General features: G+C 74.9%; 16 protein-coding genes. 8 read left to right on the top strand and 8 right to left on the bottom strand.

Annotated features, from left to right (window positions below):
* Positions 1-19: 19 nt before the first annotated feature.
* Positions 20-1027: a Gfo/Idh/MocA family protein gene (locus ACFYMP_RS02100; protein WP_388848968.1), complete on the bottom strand. Its 1008-nt coding sequence runs from the start codon at positions 1025-1027 to the stop codon at positions 20-22.
* A gap of 176 nt (positions 1028-1203) precedes the next feature.
* Between ACFYMP_RS02100 and ACFYMP_RS02095 the strand changes: the two genes are divergently transcribed.
* From ACFYMP_RS02095 to ACFYMP_RS02080, 4 genes are all read left to right on the top strand, one after another.
* Positions 1204-2571, top strand: coding sequence for a multidrug effflux MFS transporter (locus ACFYMP_RS02095; protein WP_388848965.1), 1368 nt, complete (start codon positions 1204-1206; stop codon positions 2569-2571).
* Entirely contained in the window at positions 2568-3698 is a 1131-nt protein-coding gene (locus ACFYMP_RS02090; RefSeq protein ID WP_388849560.1) for a serine hydrolase domain-containing protein, read from the top strand. Before ACFYMP_RS02095 ends, ACFYMP_RS02090 begins: the two co-directional genes overlap by 4 nt.
* 77 nt (positions 3699-3775) lie before the next feature.
* The gene (locus ACFYMP_RS02085) at positions 3776-4792 is read left to right on the top strand and encodes a small ribosomal subunit Rsm22 family protein (RefSeq protein WP_388848962.1); all 1017 of its coding nucleotides are present in this window, start codon (positions 3776-3778) and stop codon (positions 4790-4792) included.
* A 150-nt stretch (positions 4793-4942) separates the two neighbouring features.
* The gene (locus ACFYMP_RS02080; RefSeq protein ID WP_388848959.1) at positions 4943-5692 is read left to right on the top strand and encodes a bifunctional DNA primase/polymerase; all 750 of its coding nucleotides are present in this window, start codon (positions 4943-4945) and stop codon (positions 5690-5692) included.
* A 51-nt stretch (positions 5693-5743) separates the two neighbouring features.
* On the opposite strand, the gene ACFYMP_RS02075 is transcribed toward ACFYMP_RS02080, so the two are convergent.
* The 7 genes from ACFYMP_RS02075 to ACFYMP_RS02045 all read right to left on the bottom strand — a co-directional run bounded on the left by ACFYMP_RS02075 (position 5744) and on the right by ACFYMP_RS02045 (position 13479).
* Positions 5744-6775, bottom strand: coding sequence for a hypothetical protein (locus ACFYMP_RS02075; RefSeq protein ID WP_388848956.1), 1032 nt, complete (start codon positions 6773-6775; stop codon positions 5744-5746).
* Positions 6720-7619, bottom strand: a complete 900-nt coding sequence (gene efeU / locus ACFYMP_RS02070) for an iron uptake transporter permease EfeU (protein WP_388848954.1) — start codon at positions 7617-7619, stop codon at positions 6720-6722. Before efeU ends, ACFYMP_RS02075 begins: the two co-directional genes overlap by 56 nt.
* 7 nt (positions 7620-7626) lie before the next feature.
* Entirely contained in the window at positions 7627-8844 is a 1218-nt protein-coding gene (gene efeB / locus ACFYMP_RS02065) for an iron uptake transporter deferrochelatase/peroxidase subunit (RefSeq protein WP_388849558.1), read from the bottom strand.
* A gap of 110 nt (positions 8845-8954) precedes the next feature.
* Positions 8955-10100, bottom strand: a complete 1146-nt coding sequence (gene efeO / locus ACFYMP_RS02060; protein ID WP_388848951.1) for an iron uptake system protein EfeO — start codon at positions 10098-10100, stop codon at positions 8955-8957.
* Between the two features lie 297 nt (positions 10101-10397).
* Entirely contained in the window at positions 10398-11180 is a 783-nt protein-coding gene (locus ACFYMP_RS02055; RefSeq protein WP_388848948.1) for a heme ABC transporter ATP-binding protein, read from the bottom strand.
* A 131-nt stretch (positions 11181-11311) separates the two neighbouring features.
* Positions 11312-12439, bottom strand: coding sequence for a FecCD family ABC transporter permease (locus ACFYMP_RS02050; RefSeq protein WP_388848945.1), 1128 nt, complete (start codon positions 12437-12439; stop codon positions 11312-11314).
* Positions 12436-13479, bottom strand: a complete 1044-nt coding sequence (locus tag ACFYMP_RS02045) for a hemin ABC transporter substrate-binding protein (protein WP_388848942.1) — start codon at positions 13477-13479, stop codon at positions 12436-12438. The genes ACFYMP_RS02050 and ACFYMP_RS02045 overlap by 4 nt, the downstream gene beginning before the upstream one ends.
* A gap of 205 nt (positions 13480-13684) precedes the next feature.
* Here ACFYMP_RS02045 and ACFYMP_RS02040 point away from each other — a divergent pair, with 205 nt between their 5' ends.
* From ACFYMP_RS02040 to ACFYMP_RS02025, 4 genes are all read left to right on the top strand, one after another.
* Positions 13685-15199 carry an HtaA domain-containing protein gene (locus ACFYMP_RS02040; RefSeq protein ID WP_388848939.1) on the top strand — a complete coding sequence of 505 codons (1515 nt, stop codon included), beginning with the start codon at positions 13685-13687 and terminating at the stop codon, positions 15197-15199.
* A gap of 77 nt (positions 15200-15276) precedes the next feature.
* The gene (locus ACFYMP_RS02035) at positions 15277-16929 is read left to right on the top strand and encodes an HtaA domain-containing protein (RefSeq protein WP_388848936.1); all 1653 of its coding nucleotides are present in this window, start codon (positions 15277-15279) and stop codon (positions 16927-16929) included.
* Positions 16930-17051: 122 nt separating this feature from the next.
* Positions 17052-17792: a PhzF family phenazine biosynthesis protein gene (locus ACFYMP_RS02030; RefSeq protein WP_388848934.1), complete on the top strand. Its 741-nt coding sequence runs from the start codon at positions 17052-17054 to the stop codon at positions 17790-17792.
* A gap of 99 nt (positions 17793-17891) precedes the next feature.
* Entirely contained in the window at positions 17892-18272 is a 381-nt protein-coding gene (locus ACFYMP_RS02025) for an SH3 domain-containing protein (protein WP_388848931.1), read from the top strand.
* The last annotated feature ends 100 nt before the right edge of the window (positions 18273-18372 follow it).

Here is an 18372-nt window from a genome sequence, read left to right as displayed (position 1 = left end):
CGTACGTCCACCGGTGCTGTCAGGCCCTCTCGTAGCGCACGCCCACCTGTTCCCGCACCCGGTCCAGCGTGCGCATGACCGCGAGCGTGCCCTCCAGCGGTACGAGCGGCGACTCCTTCTCGCCCGCCCGCAGGCACCGCATGACCTCGGCGGCCTCCGGGACGTAGCCCGTGCCGCCCTCCTCGGCCGAGGCCAGGAACTCCGACGGCTCGGCGCCCGCGCGGTGCAGCACGAAGCTCTCCGGCGCGTGGAAACCGCGCGGGATCTCGACGCGGCCGTGCGAACCGACCACCGTCGCGCCCGTCCCGCTCGCCCCCGTCACCCCGCAGTGCAGCAGCGCGTGGGCGCCGCCCTCCCAGGACAGGAGCATCCCGGTCTGGAGGTCCACGCCCCGGTCCGAGAGCAGGGCCGTCGCCCGCACCCCGGAGGGCTCGCCCAGCAGCAGGTGCGCGAAGGACACCGGGTACACCCCGAGGTCGAGCAGCGCCCCGCCGCCCTGCGCCGGGTCCACCAGCCGGTGCCGGGGCGGGAACTCGCCGCCCAGCGCGAAGTCGGCCTGCACCGCCCGCACCGTGCCGATCGCCCCGTCCCGCACGAGTCCCACGAGGCGGCGCACCAGCGGATGGACGTACGTCCACATCGCCTCCATCAGGAACAGCCCGCGCTCCCGTGCCAGGTCCACGAGTTCCACCGCCTGCCGCGAGTCGAGCGTGAACGCCTTCTCGCACAGCACGGCCCGGCCGCCCTCCAGGCACAGGCCCGCCGCCTCCCGGTGCGCGGAGTGCGGGGTCGCCACGTACACCACGTCGACCTCCTCGTCGGCGGCGAGCGCCGCCCAGGAGCCGTGCGCGCGCGGTATCCCGAAGCGGTCCGCGAAGGCCCGCGCCGCCTGCGGGGTGCGGGAACCGACCGCCACCACCTCGGCGTCCGGCATCGTCAGCAGATCGGCCGTGAAGGCCGCCGCGATCCCGCCCGTCGCCAGTACACCCCAGCGCACGCGCCCGTCCCGCCCGCGTTTCGCCGTCATCTCGTCACCAGTCCCTCGGCACGGGCGGACACCACCGCCTCCGGCTACCGGCGAGTACGCCCTCGGGCCCGCCGCCGCGGAGTGAAACGGCTCGTCACAGCCCTCCTCGAACGGTCTTCACCACCCCGTCCGAGCTGAGAGCATAGGTAACCGATTCCACCAAGGGGAGAGGCGAAATGCCCAAGCGCGCCCAGGGCACGCGACAGGACCGTACCGACCGACCGATACCCAAGGCCGCAGCGTCGCCCCCGGGGCTTCCCGCCCAGCGCCGCGCCGGCCTGCTCGTCACCCTCGTCCTGGGCGGACTGACGGCCGTGCCGCCGCTGTCCATGGACATGTACCTCCCCGCCCTGCCGAAGGTCACCGAGGCGCTCGACTCGCCCGCGGCGACCGTGCAGTTGACGCTCACGGCCTGCCTCACCGGGATGGCCCTCGGGCAACTCGTCGTCGGTCCCATGAGCGACCGGTGGGGGCGGCGCAGGCCGCTGCTCGCCGGGCTGGTCGTCTACGTGGCCGCCACCGCCGTGTGCGCCTTCGCGCCCGACGTCGGCCTGCTCATCGGCTTCCGGCTCCTCCAGGGCCTGGCCGGGGCCGCCGGCATCGTCATCGCCCGCGCCGTCGTGCGCGACCTGTACGACGGCCTGGAGATGGCCCGCTTCTTCTCCACCCTCATGCTGATCTCCGGCGTCGCGCCGATCGTCGCCCCGCTCATCGGCGGACAGGTGCTGCGGTTCACCGACTGGCGCGGGATCTTCGTCGTCCTGACCGTCGTCGGGGCCCTGCTGACCCTCGTGGTGCTGCGCCGCCTGCCCGAGACCCTGGCCCCCGCCGACCGGCACACCGGCGGCACCCGCGAGGCGCTGGGCACCATGCGCGGGCTGCTCGCCGACCGCGTCTTCACCGGGTACGTCCTCGTCGGCGGCTTCACCTTCGCCGCGCTGTTCGCCTACGTGAGCGCCTCGCCGTTCGTGATGCAGGAGATCTACGGGGCCTCCCCGCAGACCTTCAGCCTGCTGTTCGGCGTCAACTCGGTGGGGCTGATCGTCGTCGGCCAGATCAACGGACGTGTCCTGGTCGGCCGGGTCAGCCTGGAGAAGGCCGGGGCCGTCGGCCTCGCCCTGATCACCGCCGCCGCGCTCGCCCTGCTCCTGATGACCTCCGGACTCTTCGGCACGGTGGGCCTCGTGCCGGTCGCCGTGGGACTCTTCGTCCTGATGTCCTCGATGAGCCTCGTGCTGCCCAACGCCCAGACCCTGGCCCTGCAACGCGCCCCGCACGCCGCCGGTTCCGCCTCCGCGCTCATCGGCACCTCCTCGTTCCTCATCGGCGCCGTCGCCTCCCCGCTCGTCGGGATCGCCGGCGAGCACACCGCCGTACCGATGGCCGTCGTGCAGCTCACGAGCGTGCTGATCGCCCTCGGCTGCTTCCTGACGCTGTGCCGGACCGGCGCCACGCGCCCGCCCGCCGGGGTGCGCACCGAGATCCTCCCGGCCCCCGCACACGAGGCGCGGCCCCGTCCGGTGGAAGGGGTGAGCGAGGACTGAACATCCCGCGACTGCGGTACGGCAGCCCCGCACGCGCCGGACTCGACCCGCAGGAGACGAACCTCCTCGTCCAGGAGGCGCGGGCCCTCACCGAGGGCCCGCGCCCCTGGTGCGCGGGGCTCGTCGTGCTGGCCGGACGCGGGCCCGTCGTCGCCGTGGAGGCGGCGGCGGGCTGGGCGCTGCGCTACCGCGGCTGGGACGAGGAACGCGGCGGGCCGGTCGAACTGCCGCGCGCCGAACGGGTCGCGGTGACCCCCGCGACCCCCTTCGACCTGGCCTCCCTCACCAAGCTCTTCACCGCCTTCACCACCCTCCAGCAGATCGAACGCGGCACCCTCGGCCTCGACGCCCCCGTCGCGGACCACCTGCCGGACTACCCGGCCGCCGCGCACCACGGCTTCACCGTCCGGCAGTTGCTCACCCACACCACCGGACTGCGGCCCGAACTCCCGCTGTACGACCTGCCGGACCTCGCGGCGCGGATCGAGGCGCTGCGCGTGGAGGAGCCCGTGGCCGAGACCGGCACCCGGATCTACTCCGACCTCAACATGCTGATCCTCCAGCAGCTCCTCGAACGCGTCACCGGACGCCCCCTGGACCGGCTGATCGAGGAGTGCGTCACCCGGCCCCTCGGCATGACCGCGACCCGCTTCGGGCCCGCGCCCGGGGCCGCCGCCACCGAGGACCAGCGCCGCCCCTGGGCCAAGGTGGACCGCGGCCCGCTGCGCGGCGTCGTGCACGACGAGAACGCCTGGGCGCTGGGCGGGGTCGCCGGGCACGCCGGGCTGTTCTCCACCGCCCGCGACCTCGGCGTGTTCTGCCGCACCCTGCTCGGCGGCGGCTCCTACGGCACCGCCCGGGTGCTCGGCGCCGACCACGTCGCCCTCATGCTCGACCTCGGCCTCGGCTTCGAGGTCGACCGGCCCTGGTTCATGGGCGAACTCGCGGGCCCGCACGCCGCCGGGCACACCGGCTTCACCGGCACCTCCCTCGTCGTGGACCGGGCCACCGACACCTTCCTGGTGCTGCTCGCGACCACCGTCCACCCGCGCCGCACCACCCCCGACAGCACCCCGCGCGCCCGCGCCGCGACGCGACTGCGCCGGGCCGTGCGCGGAGCCGGCTGAGGGTCCCGGCGCACCCCGGGCGCCCCCGCGCCCCGGCCGCCGGGGGACCGGCCCGTCCGGCTGCCTAGAATTCCCGGGTGAACCACCCCCTGCCCCCCGCCTCCGCCGCCCCGGCCGACCCCGCGAGCGCCCTGCGCGCCGCGCTCGCCGGGCTGCTCGACGGACTGCCCCCGCGCGGCGCCGCCCAGGCCGTCGAACGGCTCATCGCCACCTACCGGGGCCGCACCCCCACCGACGCCCCCGTCCTGCGCGACCGCTCCGACGTGGCCGCCTACGCCGCGTACCGGATGCCCGCGACCTTCGAGGCGATGAGCGCGGCCCTCGGCGCCCTCGCCGACGCGGCCCCCGGCTGGCGCCCGGCCGGGCACACCGACGTCGGCGGCGGCACCGGAGCCGCCGTCTGGGCGGCCGGGGCGACCTGGGGCGGGCAGCGGCCCGTGACCGTACTGGACTGGGCGCAGCCCGCGCTCGACCTCGGCCGGGAGCTCGCCGCCGCCTCCCCGTTCCCCGCCGTACGCGCCGCCCAGTGGCGCCGCAGCCGGATCGGAGCAGCGCTCACCGTCGAGAGCAGTGATCTCGTCACCGTGTCCTACGTGCTCGGCGAACTCACCGAGGCCGACCGCGCCGCCGTCGTGGACGCGGCGGCGGCAGCCGTCACCACCGGGGCCGTCGTGATCACCGAGCCCGGCACCCCGGAGGGCTACGCACGCGTCCTCGCCGCCCGCGAACGGCTGCTCGCCACCGGATTCCACGTCGCCGCGCCCTGCCCGCACGACGCGCCCTGCCCCATAGCGCCGGGCACCGACTGGTGCCACTTCTCCGCGCGGGTCGCCCGTTCCTCCCTGCACCGCCAGGTCAAGGGCGGCTCCCTCCCGTACGAGGACGAGAAGTTCAGCTACGTCGCCGCCACCCGCTTCACGCCGCGGCGGGCCCCCGCCCGCGTCCTGCGCCGCCCCCAGATCCGCAAGGGGCAGGTCCTCCTGGAGTTGTGCGAACCCGGGGGGATGCTGCGCCGCGCGACCGTCACCAAACGCCAGGGCCCGCTCTACAAGGACGCGAGGAACGCCGACTGGGGCGACCCCTGGCCCCGGTGAGCCCCCGGACGAGGCCCCCGGTGCGCCCCGCCGCGCCCCCGGTGACCCCCGGGTGACCACCGGTGCGCGGGGTCCGCGGACCGGACCGGAGTCCGCCGCTTCGGCGAAGGGTGGCACCATGGAGCGCACCAGGACGACGTGAGGGGATTGATGGGCGCAGCGTTCGGCCGACGGTCAGACGGGCAGAGCCGGTTCTCCCAGTGGTGGCAGCGGGGAGCGAGGCACCGGCCCGAGCAGGACCAGGGAGACGGGGAACGCACCGCCCTGCTGCTCGCCGCCGCGGCGGCGGGACTGCCCCTGGCCCCCGCCGCCCACCCCGACGGCTACCGCTGCTCCTGCGACCGTGTGGGATGCCCCACACCGGGCCGGCATCCCGTGTCCTTCGCCTGGCAGACCCAGTCGACGCACGACCGCGCCCAGGTCGAACGCTGGGCGGCGCACGCCCCCGAGGCCAACTTCATCACCGCCACCGGCATGGTCCACGACGTCCTCGACGTGCCCTACGGCACCGGGGAGCAGGCCCTGCGCCGGCTGCGGGAGAACGGCGTCGAGGTCGGCCCGGTCGCGGTCAGCGACGACGGCCGCATGCTGTTCTTCACCACGACCCGGGGCACCCCCGAGGACGAGGACGAGTGGTGGCCCTGCGAACTGGACTGCCATCCCGAGACGATGGACGAGCACCCCGGCCTGCGCTGGCACTGCCGCGGCAGCTACGTCCTCGTCCCGCCCGCCCGGCTCCCCGGTGAGCCCGGACTCGGTGTGTCCTGGCTGCGCGGCCCCGAACACCCCCTGGTCGACCCGCTCAGCCTGCTGGACGCGCTGACCGACGCCGTGGCCGTCGCCGCCGGCGGGGCGAACGGCGAGGCCGACACGGCGAGCTGGCCGCACGGCGGACGGTGACCTGAGAGGCGGCCCCCGCCGGCCCGGCGCCCCGGGGCCGCCCGCTCGCCCTCAGCCGCCCTGCGCCCCGGTCACGCCCTGGAGCCGGTTCAGGAAGACCGCCGGCCCCGACTTCGGCACCACGACCGCCTCGTTGGAGGTGTACTCCAGCGTGTAGGACCGCTTCACCGCGCCCTTCAGCAACGGCTTGACCCCGGTGGGCAGCGTGATCCGCACGCCGGGTGCGGCGGTGCGCCGCTCGTAGTGCCGGGAGGCGAAGAACACGAGCCTCCCGCCGTCCTTCGTGCGCAGCGCCCACGGCCGGTACGCCCCGCCGGCCGCCGCCTCGTCGGCGTACTGCGTCGTCCAGCCCGGCCGGTTCGCGGCCTTCTCGCGGTCCGCGCGCCAGCGCGTCGTGTGCTGACCGGGCGCGAACCGCCCGCCCCGGCCGTCCTTGAGGTACTGGACGTAGCGCGCGCTCAGGTCGCCGGGCGGGGCGGGCACCGGGTGGCCCGCGCCGTCCTCGCGCAGGGCGGGGATCTCGTCGGGCGTCAGGATCGACAGGTAGGTGGCGCGCCAGGCCGCCTCCGGGCCCGAGCGGGTGAACACGAAGAACCAGCGGGTGTCCTGGCCCGCCACCCCGTCCCGGTCCCGGTTGGTGTCCGTGTCGGCGACGAACCAGCGCGGCCAGCCCCGCTGCCGGGGGATCAGGTAGCGCACGTCGGACACTTCGAGGGGGACCGCCTCCGGCGCTCCCCCGGGGTGCCCGGCGCGCCGGCTGCGCAGGCCGTCCTGGGTGATCGCACCGAAGGGACCCGCGAGCACGTCCTCGTCGAGCGCCGGATCGAGGGCGCGCGCCGCCGCGTTGTACGCGCCGGTGAACTCCTTGAGCGCCCGCGCGGCCTCGGCCCGCGTCGCCGTCGGGACGAAGGCGTCCTCGCCGTGCACGGTGACACAGCCGCTCGCCGTCAGCGCGAGCGTCAGCAGGGCCGCGCCCGTCGCGGCGCGCCGGCCCCGGCGAAGCCCCCTCGCCCGCCCGCCCGCACCGTCAGGCCGAGACCCCGGGACCCGCCTCGCCGGCCCGCTCTTCGGCAGCGCGCTCATGAGTTTCCTTCACCCTCCCCGCAGTGCTGTTCTGGCCGCGCCCGAACCCTACCGGGGCGAAGAAGAACAGGAGGACCGGTACGAGGTACAGCGCCCACACCGTGACCTGGAGGACGGTCGGGTCGGGCTGGAAGTTGAACACGCCCTTCAGCAGCGTCCCGTACCAGCTGTCCGGCGGGATCGCGCCGCTGATGTCGAAGGCGAGGTGCGTGAGGCCCGGCAGCGCGTCGGCCTCCTGGAGGTCGTGGAAGCCGTAGGCGAGCACCCCGGCCGCCACCACGACCAGCATTCCGCCGGTCCAGGTGAAGAACTTCGCGAGGTCGATGCGGACCGCGCCCCGGTAGAACAGCCAGCCGAGCAGGACGGCGGTGGCGAGGCCCAGCACCACCCCGATCAGCGGCCCGTGCGTCCCGTCGCCGGAGGCGCGCACCGAGGCCCACACGAACAGCGCGGTCTCCAGCCCCTCCCGGCCCACCGCGAGGAAGGCCGTCAGGACCAGCGCGCCGGTGCCCATGACGAGCGCCTGGTCGAGTTTCCCGTGCAGTTCGGACCTCAGGTGCCGGGCGGTGCGCCGCATCCAGAACACCATCCAGGTCACGAGGCCCACCGCGAGGACCGACAGCGAACCGCCCAGCCCCTCCTGCGCCTCGAAGGTCAGCTCGCGGGAACCGAAGGTCAGCGCGCAGCCGAAGCCGAGCGCGAGGAGGACCGCGACGGCGATCCCGGTCCAGACCGGCCGCAGGGCGTCCCTGCGGCCGGTCTGGACGAGGTACGCGACGAGGATGCAGACGACGAGGCTCGCTTCGAGCCCTTCGCGCAGCCCGATGAGGTAGTTGGCGAACATGGCGTCCTCAGGAGGAGTCGGTGGACCGGGGGGAGGGCCGGCCGGAGAACAGCGTGCTGCCCCACCAGTCCCGCGCGTCCCGCACCCCGGGCGGGATCGCGAACAGCGCCGAACCCACGTGCTGGATGTACTCGTTGAGCGCGTCGTGGCGCGCGAGCGCCCGCTGCACGGGCACGAAGCCGGTGCGCGGGTCGCGCTGGTAGGCGAGGAAGAACAGGCCCGCGTCCAGCCGGCCGAGCCCGTCGGTACCGTCCGTGAAGGAGTAGCCGCGGCGCAGGATGCGGTGCCCGCCGTGCGCGTCCGGGTGCGCGAGACGCACGTGCGCGCTGGGCTTCATCGCCTTCAGGAACGGCGCGTCCCGCTCCTTCGACTTCCCCGCCGGGGCGCCCTCCCGCTTGTCGCGGCCGAACACGTCCTCCTGCTCGGTGAGCGAAGTGCGGTCCCACACCTCGATGTTCATGCGGATACGGCGCGCCACGAGGTACGAGCCCCCGGCCATCCACGCGGGACCGTCCTGCGCGCCGGCCCATACGTGCTCGTCCAGGGCCGCGGCGTCCTCGCCCGAGACGTTGCTCGTGCCGTCCTTGAAACCGAACAGGTTGCGCGGGGTCTGCGCGCCCGGCGTCGTCGAGGAGGTCTTGCCGAAACCGAGCTGGGACCAGCGCACCGCGACCGTGCCGAAGCCGATCCGCGCGAGGTTGCGGATCGCGTGCACCGCGACCTGCGGGTCGTCGGCGCAGGCCTGCACGCACAGGTCGCCGCCGCCACGGGCCCGCTCCAGGTGGTCGCCGGGGAAGGCGGGCAGCTCCTGGAGCGCGTCCGGGCGGCGCCCCGACAGGCCGAAGCGGGAGAACAGCGAGGGGCCGACGCCGAAGGTCAGGGTGAGCCGCGAGGGCGCGAGGCCGACGGCCTCACCGGTGTCGTCGGGCGGGGCCTCGGGCAGCCCGAAGGCGCCCTCGCCGACCGGGTGCCCGGCCGTCATCCTGGCCGCCGCCCGCGTCCACTCCTTGAGCAGCGCGACCAGTTCGGCGCGGTCCCGCGTCGTCACGTCGAAGGCCGCGAAGTGCAGCCGGTCCTGCACGGCCGTCGCGATGCCCGCCTGGTGCGCGCCGTAGAAGGGCACGGCCGTCGTGCCCGTGTCCCGCGGCGTCGAGCCCAGCGCCGCCGCCGTCCCGCCGGCCGCCGCCGCGCCCAGCACGAGGCCCGCGCCACCCCAGCCCAGCAGGGACCGGCGCGAGGTCCCCGGCCCGGCGGGCGCCTCGGCACCCTCCGGGACCGGCGCGGGCTCCTCACCCGTGCCCGCCGCCGTGTTCCGCGGCTCCCCGCTCACGCCTGTCACTTCCCGACGACGGCCGCGGCGAGCTTCGACAGCGGCTCGGCCAGCGCGTTGACGCCGTCCGAGAGCTTCTTGCGCTGCGCCTTGGTGACCTTGTCGTACGCGGTGAACGCGTAGGAGGCGGGGGAGGGGCGGTAGGCGTCCAGCTCCTCGTCGAGCGCGGCGAACCGCTTGTCGAGGACGGCGGTGAGCCCCGCGTCGTTCTTCGAGGCGACCGGCTTCAGCAGCTCGTACGCCTTCTCCGCGCCCTCGACGTTGGCCTTGAAGTCGACCAAGTCGGTGTGCGAGTAGCGCTCCTCCTCACCGGTCACCTTGCCGGTGGCGACCTCGTCGAGCAGGTCCTTCGCCCCATTGGCCATCGAGGTCGGGGTGATCTCGGCGCGGCCCACCCGCCGCTGCCAGTCCTTCAGGTCGGTGTCGAGCCGCGTGGCGAGCCGCTTCTCGGCGGCGCCGATCCTCCCGTCCTGCCACAGCGCCTTCTCCAGACGGTGCCAGCCGGTCCACTTCTGGCCCTTCTCCAGGCCGTCGGCGCGGGTGTCGGTCTTCGGGTCGATGTCGCCGAAGGACTCCGCGACCGGCTCGGTGCGCTCCCAGCCGATCCGGGAGGGCGCGTACGCCTTCTTGGCCGCCGCGAGGTCCCCGGCGCGCACCGCGTCGGTGAACACCTTGACCTTCGGCAGGGTCTCGTCGGCCTGGTCCTGGGCGTAGTTGCGGTAGTCCAGGACGGCCCGGTCGAGCTTCGGGTCCCGTCCGGCGGCCGGGGCGGCGCCCGTGACGTCGAGCTTCTGCCGTACGCCGTGGCCCTTCATGCCCGGACGGCAGGCGATCTCGTAGGAGCCGGGCTTGATCTCGGCGGTGAGCGTGTAGGAGGTGCCGGGGCCGATGTTCTCCTTCTCGGAGACGATCCGGCCGTCGGGGAAGACGACCTCGACCTCGGTGGCGCGCTCGCCCTTGTTCTGGATCGCGAGGGTGACCTTCCCGGCCTTCGCGGTCTTCGCCGTCGTATCGCAACGGCTGTCCGCCGCCGTCACCTTGATGGCGCCGTCGCCCTCCTTCGCCTCGCTCTTCTCGGTGCAGCCGGTGAGGGCGCCCAGAGCGGTCGCCCCGGCGAGGGCGGTGAGTACGGAGAGACGGAGGGCTCGCATGGGGTGCTCCAGGGACAAGGAGGCGGCGGAGCCGTGAGCGCCGCCGGAGAAGGAGGGTGCCCTGCCGGGCCGGCCCGCGGGGCGGCGACAGACCGGGCCGCCCTGTGAGGCAGCAATAACTTAGCCCAGCCTTACCTATCCAGAATCCCCCCTTCCAGTGATTCACGTCTCATCTCCCGACATGCGGCAAAGATGTGGTCAAGCGGTTCTGCGGGAATCGTCAAGAGGCGCCTCGGGCGCGGCGATTGGGACCGCGCCCGCCCCTCGTGCACGAGCCCGCGCCGCGCCGCCCGTCCCTCAGCCGCGTACCGGGAGCACCAGCGGGACGCCGGTCGAGGGGTGCGGCAGGACCTCCACCTCCTGCCGGTACACGCGGGACAGCAGCCCGGGTTCCAGGACCTCGGCCGCCGGGCCGTCCGCCGCCACCCGGCCCTCGTGCAGCACCGCGACCCGGTGCGCGTGGGCCGCCGCGAGCCCGAGGTCGTGCAGCACCACGACGACCGCGTCCCCGGCCGCCGCGCGCTCCCGGCAGACCCGCAGGACGAGTTCCTGGTGGCGCAGGTCCAGCGCCGCCGTCGGCTCGTCCAGCAGGAGCAGCGGGGCGCGCTGGGCCAGCACCCGGGCGAGCGCCACCCGGGCCCGCTCCCCGCCCGACAGGGCCGAGAAGGGCCGCGGCGCGAAAGCGGCCACCTCGGTCGCCGCCATCGCCGCGCGCACCGCCGGCTCGTCCTCGTCCTCACGCGGGGTACCGCTCCAGGGGGCGCGGCCCATCCGCACCACCTCCGCCACCGCGAACGGGAAGGACAGCGCGGCCGACTGCGGCAACACCGCCCGCCGCATCGCCAGTTCGGCCGCCGTCCAGGCGTCGGCCGGCCGGTCGAGGACCAGCACCCGGCCGCCCGTCGCCGCGACGTCCGCCGCGAGCGCGGCGAGCAGCGTCGACTTGCCGGCCCCGTTGGGTCCCACGAGCGCCAGCACCTCGCCGGCGCGTACGGTCAGGTCCACCCCCGAAAGGACGTCCCGGGCGCCCAGCCGGACCCGCAGTCCCTCGGCCGCGGCCACGACCTGCCCGGGGCGCACCGGGCCCGGCACCTCCCGCCGTCCACGCCTCCCGAGGAGACCCCGTCCACGCCTCCCGAGGAGACCCCGTTCGCGCCTCCCGAAGAGGCCCCGTTCGCTCCTGCCCGGCCTCCCGGACAAGCCCGGCCCGCTCATGCCCAGCCTCCCTGCCCGCGACGGGTCCTGCGCAGCAGCCAGAAGAAGAACGGGCTGCCCAGCAGCGCGGTCAGCACGCCGAGCGGAAGCTCCGCCGGAGCCGCCACCGTGCGCGCCGCGAGGTCCGCGCCCACCAGCACCAGGCCGCCGCCCAGCGCACTGCCCGGCACCAGGAAGCGGTGCCCGGGTCCGGCCGCCATCCGCAGCAGGTGCGGCACGAGCAGCCCGACGAAGGTGATGACACCGGACACCGCGACCGCCGCCGCCGTCAGCAGCGCCACGACGAGCACGAGCACGATCCGCAGCCGCTCGACGTCCACCCCCAGGTGCCGCGCGGGCCGTTCCCCGAGGGCCAGCAGGTCCAGCCTGCGGGCGTAGAACGGGGCGAGGGCCAGACCGGCGAGCGCGCACGGCAGCACGGCCAGCACCTTCGGCCAGGTGGCCTGCGCGAGCGAGCCGAGCTGCCAGAAGGTGATCTGGGTGACCTGGGCGCTGTCCGCGAAGAACACGAACAGGCCGATCAGCGCGCCCGCGAAGGCGTTGACGGCGATCCCGGTCAGGATCAGCGTCACCACCTCGGTCCGCCCGCCCGCACGCGAGAGCACGTACACGAGCAGTACGGTCACCAGGCCCGCGACGAAGGCGAAGGCGGTCACCGTCCACGTCCCGAGGAAGGTCAGGCCCAGCGAGATCGAGGCGACCGCGCCGACCGCCGCGCCCGAGGAGACCCCGATGACGCCCGGCTCGGCGAGCGGATTGCCGAACACGCCCTGCATGAGCGCTCCCGCGCAGCCGAGCGAGGCGCCCACCAGCAGCGCGAGCGTCACGCGCGGCAGCCGCACGTTCCACAGCACGCTCTCCCCGACCCGGTCCAGCGCGTGGCCGCCGAGCCCGGCCCGGTGCAGCAGCGAGGACACGAGATCGCCGAGCGGGATGTGGTACGCCCCGGTGCCCGCCGAGAACAGGCACAGCAGGACCAGCCCCACGAGCAGAACGAGCGTCAGGACGCGGGCGCCGCGGTGAGGTCCGGAGCCGGTCCGCTTCCCCGCCGGCCCTCGCGGGGGAACGGGTGCGGCGGGGGAGAGGGTCGGCGTCCCCCCGTCCCGCGCGGGGGCCGGACTCACGAGGACGCCTTCCCGTACAGCTGCTCCACGATCGAGGCGAGCACCTCGTCGGTGCGCGGGCCGTAGTTGAGCAGCACGCCGTCGTCCACCGAGACGACCCTGCGGTCCAGTCCGGCCGGGGTCTCGGCGACCCCGGGGATCTTCAGCAGTCCGTCCACGCCGTCCACCGACTCAAGCCCCTTCGTCATGACGAGGATCGCGTCCGGGGCGGCCTTCGCCAGCGCCTCGCTGGTGATCGCGGTGAAGTCCTTGCGCAGGCCGGACTCCTTGCCCGCGTCCCGCGCCCCGGCCGCCTCCAGCAGCGAACTCGCGCCCGACTCGGCGCCGCCCAGCAGGTACACCGAGGCCGTCCCGCGCAGATAGAGGAAGGCCACGCGCGGCCGGTCCCCGGCCGCCCGGCGTGGTATGCGCTTCCGCACGGCGGCGATCCGGGCGTCGGTGCGCTTCTTGAGGGCCGCGCCCGCGTCCGGCAGGCCGAGCGCCCCGGCCACCTCGTCGATCCGCCGGTCCACGTCGTCCAGCCCCTTCGCGGGGGCGAGGACGACGAGCGGTATCCCCGCGTCCCTGATCTGGGCGATCGCCTCGGTGGGCCCGGTCGTCGTGTCGGCGAGCACCAGCGTCGGCCGCAGCGACAGCACGCTCTCCGCCGAGACGTCGTGCGCCCGCGTCACCACCGGCAGCTTTCCCGCCTGCTCGAAGGTCGCGGTGACGTCCTTGGCCACGACGTGCTCACCGAGGCCGAGAGTGAAGACGAGTTCACTCAGACTCCCGCTGAGCGGGACGATCCGCGAGACGTCCCGGACGGTGACCTCGTGCCCGTCGGCGGAGTGGACCCGGGCGGGCAGCTCTGGCGTGAAGGAGCCCTGGAGGGGCTCGATCCGGTCGGGCCCGGGACGGGCGGCCGAAGCGGTCGTCGCCTTTTTCGCCGGCGTCCCGTCACCCCCGCCGCAACCGGCCAGCGCGAGTACGCCCACGAGCGCGGCGGCGGCCGCCCGGACACCGGCGGCCCTCCGGGTTCGCAACACCACGCGATCAACCATCCTGTCATGCGTTTTCGGCCGGGATCTCACACCGAACCTCGGTGCCCCTCCCGGCAGTTGAGGCAGTCCGGGCGGAGCCGGGACTGATGCGCCCCCGGGGGTTCCCGGGACGGCGGGTATAGCTTAGGTTAGCCTTACCTTATTGACCAGGGCTTTGCCGGGGTGCCCTCCGGCCCCCCTGCCCTGTACACGTTGTGAAGGTGTCATGAAGCCGCTGCCCCGCCCCGCGTGGCGAACCGCCCCGCACTGCGCCGCCCTCGCCGTCCTCACCACGCTCGCGGCGCTGCTGCTGCCCACCACGGGCGCGCAGGCCGCGGAGCGCACGGTGCGCGGCGGACGGCTCGACTGGGGCATCAAGTCCTCCTTCCAGTCCTACGTCACCGGCCCCATTGCGCAAGGGAGTTGGAGTCTTACCGGCGGGGCCGCCACGGTCGGCGGCAGCCAGTTCCGCTTCCACTCCGCGACCGGGACCTACGACCCCGGCTCGGGCGCCCTGCGCGCCGGTTTCTCCGGCGGGGTCCGCTTCCTCGGCCACCGGAAGTCCTCGGGCGCCTACGAACTCGACCTGACGATCAGCCGGCCCACCGTGCGGGTGTCCGGCGGCACGGGCACGCTGTACGCCGACATGACCAGCAAGGCCAGGGGCAGCGGACAGGTCAGCACCCGCAGCCAGGTCCCGCTCGCCTCCCTCGGCCTGTCCGGCATCGACACCCGGGGCGGGGCCGGCACCCTCGGGCTCGCCCGCCTGCCCGCGACCCTCACCGCGCAGGGCGCGAGCGCCTTCGCCGGCTACTACACGGCCGGTACCGCCCTCGACCCCGTCACCCTCTCCGTCGACGTCCTCGCCGAGACGCGTGCGGGCGCGGGCGCGGGGAAGGGGGCCAAGGCCACGCCCACCGCCGAGCCGTCCTCGTCCCCCGGCAAGAAGAAGGACGGCGACCCGGCCGGGGGGAAGCCGAAGGCGAGGTCCGCGCGGATCGAGGACGCGGCCGTCGACTGGGGGGTGCGCAGGACCTTCCGCGAGTACGTCACCGGACCGATCGCCAAGGGCGCCTGGAAACTGGCCTCCGGCGCGCGGGACGGCGGCGCCCTCTTCCGCTTCCCGAAGGGCGAGGGCACGTACGACCCCGGGAAGGGCACCCTCGACGCCGACTTCGCGGGCAGCGTCCGGTTCACGGGTGAGCACGGCCTCGACCTCACCCTGCGCGAGGTCCACGTCGACATCGCGAAGGGCCGGGGCACCCTGCGCGCCACCGTCGACTCCCCGGACCACGCGGCGAGGAAGCTGCCCCTCGTGACCTTCGCGGCGGGCGCGATCGAAACCGGGGCCGGCGGCGGTCTCGCCACCCTCACCGAGGCCCCCGCCCGGCTCACCCCCGAGGGTGCCGAGGCGTTCGGCGGGATGTACCGGCCGGGCACCGCGATGGACCCCGTGTCACTCGCCGTCGCCCTCGACGCGGACGCGAGCCTCCCGCCGCTGCCCGACCTCGGCAGCGACGCCACGCCCTCGCCCGCCGCCGCCCCCGCGACCTCCGCGAGCCCCGGCACCGGGGCCGCCGCGCCCACCGCCTCCTCTTCCTCCGCCACGGCCCTCCCCGTCGGCATCGGCGCCGGCGCGGGTGTGCTGCTGCTCGCGGCGGGCGGCTACTGGCTCGTCCGTCGCCGCCGCACGGCCGCCCCGCAGCCCGAGGCCACCGCCGTGCCGGGCTCCCAGGGCTGAGCGCCGCACGGCGCACGCCCACCCCACCCACCGCAGCCCGCCCACCGGGCGGGCCCACTCCTAGGAGAACCACGACCATGGCAGCCACCAGACGCCGCCGGCCGACCGCGCTCGCGGCGGCCGTCGCGACCGCCGTCACCCTGGGCGCCACCGCCCTCGCCCTGCCGGGCGCCTTCGCCGCCGACGCCTCCTCCGGGCCGCCGGCCTCGATCGGCCTCAAGGACGCCACCCTGGACTGGGGCGTCAAGAAGTCCTTCCGCACCTACCTGCTGTCACCGGTCGCCAACGGAAAGATCACCGTGGGCGACGGCGTACGGCAGGCCGCGGGCAACGGCCCCTTCACCTTCTCCGGCGGCACCGGCACCTACGACACGCAGACGCACGGCACCCGGACCTCCTTCGGCGGCAGCGTCCACTTCGAGGGCCACGAGGGCGTCCTCGACATCACCCTGACCGACGTCAAGGTCACCACGACGACGACCGGCGGCGGCATCTCCGCCGACGTCACGACCGTGAAGGACGGCAAGTCCACCACCGACGACGACGTGGTCCTCGCCGACCTGGCGCTGAGCGGGATACGGCCGGGCGGCGGCGCGGGCGGCGCCATGGTCTACCAGGACATCCCCGCGACCCTCACCGCACGGGGTGCCGCCGCCTTCCAGAACTTCTACAAGGCGGGCGCCGAACTCGACCCCGCGACCCTCTCCGTCACCCCCGAGGCGGCCGGAGGGCCGACCGGGAAGCCCACGGACGACCCGACCTCGAAGCCCACCGGGACGCCGACCGGGAAGCCCACGGACGAGCCCAGCGGGAAGCCCACGCAGGAGCCCACAGGGAAGCCCACGCAGGAGCCCACCGGGAAGCCGACCGAGGCGCCCACCGGTTCGTCCTCGGCCAAGCCCACCGACCCGCCGGGCGGCTCGTCCGCCCCGAGCACCGGCCCCGGCCAGAAGCCCGCCGAGGGCATCACGAAGGGCAGTCTCACCTGGGGCCTGAAGGAATCCTTCCGCTCCTACGTCGAGACCGGCGGCGGCGCCGAACTCGCGGGCGGCGCCCAGGCGAAGAACGGCGTCTACGACTTCCCGTACGCCTCCGGCACCGTGGACCCCGAGGGCGAGCGCGCCGACGTGGCCTTCGGCGGCAGCGTGCGCTTCACCTACCAGGCGCACGGCATCGACATGAGGTTCAGCGACATCAAGATCGACGCGAAGGGCCCGGCCGGCACGCTGACCCTCGACGTGACCACACCTCAGGGCGCCAAGGACGACGTGGAGTTCGCGAAGCTCGACCTGTCCAGGGCCCGCTACACCGCGAAGAACGACCTCGTCGTCCTCGACCGGGTGCCCGCGACCTTCACCGCGGCCGGTGCGGCGGCCTTCGCCAACGACACGACCGGCTCGATGTACAAGGCCGGACAGGCCATCGACCCCGTCACCGTCACCCTCGCGCTCTCCGACGCGGCCGCCCTGCCCACGGGCACCGGCGGCACCGGCACACACGGCGGTACGGGCACGGACGCCGGGACCGGCACGACCGGCGGCACCGGCACCGGCACCGGCTTCGGTACGACCGGCGGCACCGGTACCGGCTTCGGCGCGACCGGCGGCTCCCTCGCCTCGACCGGCTCCGGTCTGCCCGCCGGCCCGCTGCTCGGCGGCGCGGGCGCGGTCGTCGCGGCCGGAGCGGGGGCCGTGTACCTCTCCCGCCGACGCCGTACGGCCCAGTCCTGACCCTCCGGTGTCCCCCGCGCCCGCGGCGCGGGGGACACCGCGCGCGGGCCCGGCGCACGCGAGGAGGAGCGGCGCGTCCGCGCGGTTTCCCGGTGCCGGGCCCGCCCTGTTTCAATGCCGCCATGACCGCACCACGAAGGCCCGAGCCCGACGTCCTGCGCGTCTTCTGCGACGCGAAGGGCGGACACGGAAACGAACTGGGCGTCGTACGCGACGGCTCCGCCGTGCCCTCCCGCGCGCAGCGGCAGGAGTACGCCGCCCAACTGGGCTTCAGTGAAACCGTGTTCGTCGACGACCCGGAGCGCGGTGTGGTCGACATCTACACCCCGGGCGTCCCGCTGCCCTTCGCGGGACACCCGCTGGTCGGCTGCGCCTGGCTGCTGGACCTGCCCGAGCTGCTGCCCGCGGTGGGGCCGGTGGACGCGCGCTTCGACGGCGAGTTCGCGTGGATCACCGCCGACCCGGACTGGGCCGCCGACCGCGTCCCGGTCCGCTACGGCTCGGTCGCCGAGGTCGAGGCGCTGCCCGTCCCCGAACCCGGCCACGGCTGGCAGTACGCCTGGGCCTTCGAGGACGAGGCGGCGGGCCGGGTGCGGGCCCGCGGGTTCCCCGGCCGCGTCGACGAGCGCGGCGCCGGTGGCTCCGGTGGAGCCGGGGCTCGTCGTGGGGGGAGTGGCGAGGACGAGGCGACCGGTTCCGCGGCCCTCGCCCTGAGCCATGCCCTCGGCCGCGCCCTCAACATCACTCAGGGTCGCGGCTCGCAGATCCTCACCGCCCCCGGGCCGGACGGGCGCGTCGAGATCGGCGGCCGGGTGCGGCTGGTGTCCGCCGGAGGCTGGACACAGGCGCCACCATGCGAGTGAACTGACCGTTTCCCTGCGGTACTTCGCGCCGCCGGCATGCGATGAAGGGAGGGCAGCCGGGGCAGTCCCGGGGCTAAGAACCCGAGAGAAGAGAGAACCATGCGCGCACCGCACGCCGGGCACCGCGTCACCGCCGTCCTCGCCGGCGCCCTGATGGCAGGCGCCGCCTTCGCGACTCCGGCCCTCGCGGCCGCTCCGAAGGACGCTCCCGCCACGGGCGTCGTGACCGCCGAGCAGACCAAGGCCGCCTACCCCAAGGGCAAGGTCGTCTCCCGTCTGCCGCTGTCGATCCGCGAGAGGCCGACCACCGACTCCGCCTACCTCGGCAGCTTCGAGCCGGGCACCGTCGTCAGCCTCCGCTGCAAGGTCCACAACCAGAACGTCGACGGCAACGACCTCTGGTACAAGCTGTCGGAGCGCAAGGGCTGGGTCGCCGCCCGCTACGTGAAGAACCTGTCGTACGTCCCGTACTGCAAGTGACCCACCCGCCGTACGCGACACGCTGACCGCGTCGCCGGGCCCACCCAACCGGGCCCCCCCCGCCGGCCCGCCCGGCCGGGGGGGGGCCCGGGGGGGGGGC

Source organism: Streptomyces sp. NPDC007088 (assembly GCF_042869355.1).
Classification (GTDB): Bacteria; Actinomycetota; Actinomycetes; order Streptomycetales; family Streptomycetaceae; genus Streptomyces.
This window is presented reverse-complemented; position numbering and strand designations above follow the sequence as displayed.

Bases quoted from the DNA above. Each gene is read 5' to 3' on its own strand.
- ACFYMP_RS02035 (WP_388848936.1), top strand. From the start codon at position 15,277: ATGGCAGCCACCAGACGCCGCCGGCCGACCGCGCTCGCGGCGGCCGTC.
- ACFYMP_RS02100 (WP_388848968.1), bottom strand. From the start codon at position 1,027: ATGACGGCGAAACGCGGGCGGGACGGGCGCGTGCGCTGGGGTGTACTG.
- ACFYMP_RS02025 (WP_388848931.1), top strand. From the start codon at position 17,892: ATGCGCGCACCGCACGCCGGGCACCGCGTCACCGCCGTCCTCGCCGGC.
- ACFYMP_RS02045 (WP_388848942.1), bottom strand. From the start codon at position 13,479: ATGGTTGATCGCGTGGTGTTGCGAACCCGGAGGGCCGCCGGTGTCCGG.
- efeO (WP_388848951.1), bottom strand. From the start codon at position 10,100: ATGCGAGCCCTCCGTCTCTCCGTACTCACCGCCCTCGCCGGGGCGACC.
- ACFYMP_RS02040 (WP_388848939.1), top strand. From the start codon at position 13,685: ATGAAGCCGCTGCCCCGCCCCGCGTGGCGAACCGCCCCGCACTGCGCC.
- ACFYMP_RS02030 (WP_388848934.1), top strand. From the start codon at position 17,052: ATGACCGCACCACGAAGGCCCGAGCCCGACGTCCTGCGCGTCTTCTGC.
- ACFYMP_RS02095 (WP_388848965.1), top strand. From the start codon at position 1,204: ATGCCCAAGCGCGCCCAGGGCACGCGACAGGACCGTACCGACCGACCG.
- efeU (WP_388848954.1), bottom strand. From the start codon at position 7,619: ATGTTCGCCAACTACCTCATCGGGCTGCGCGAAGGGCTCGAAGCGAGC.
- ACFYMP_RS02075 (WP_388848956.1), bottom strand. From the start codon at position 6,775: ATGAGCGCGCTGCCGAAGAGCGGGCCGGCGAGGCGGGTCCCGGGGTCT.
- ACFYMP_RS02080 (WP_388848959.1), top strand. From the start codon at position 4,943: ATGGGCGCAGCGTTCGGCCGACGGTCAGACGGGCAGAGCCGGTTCTCC.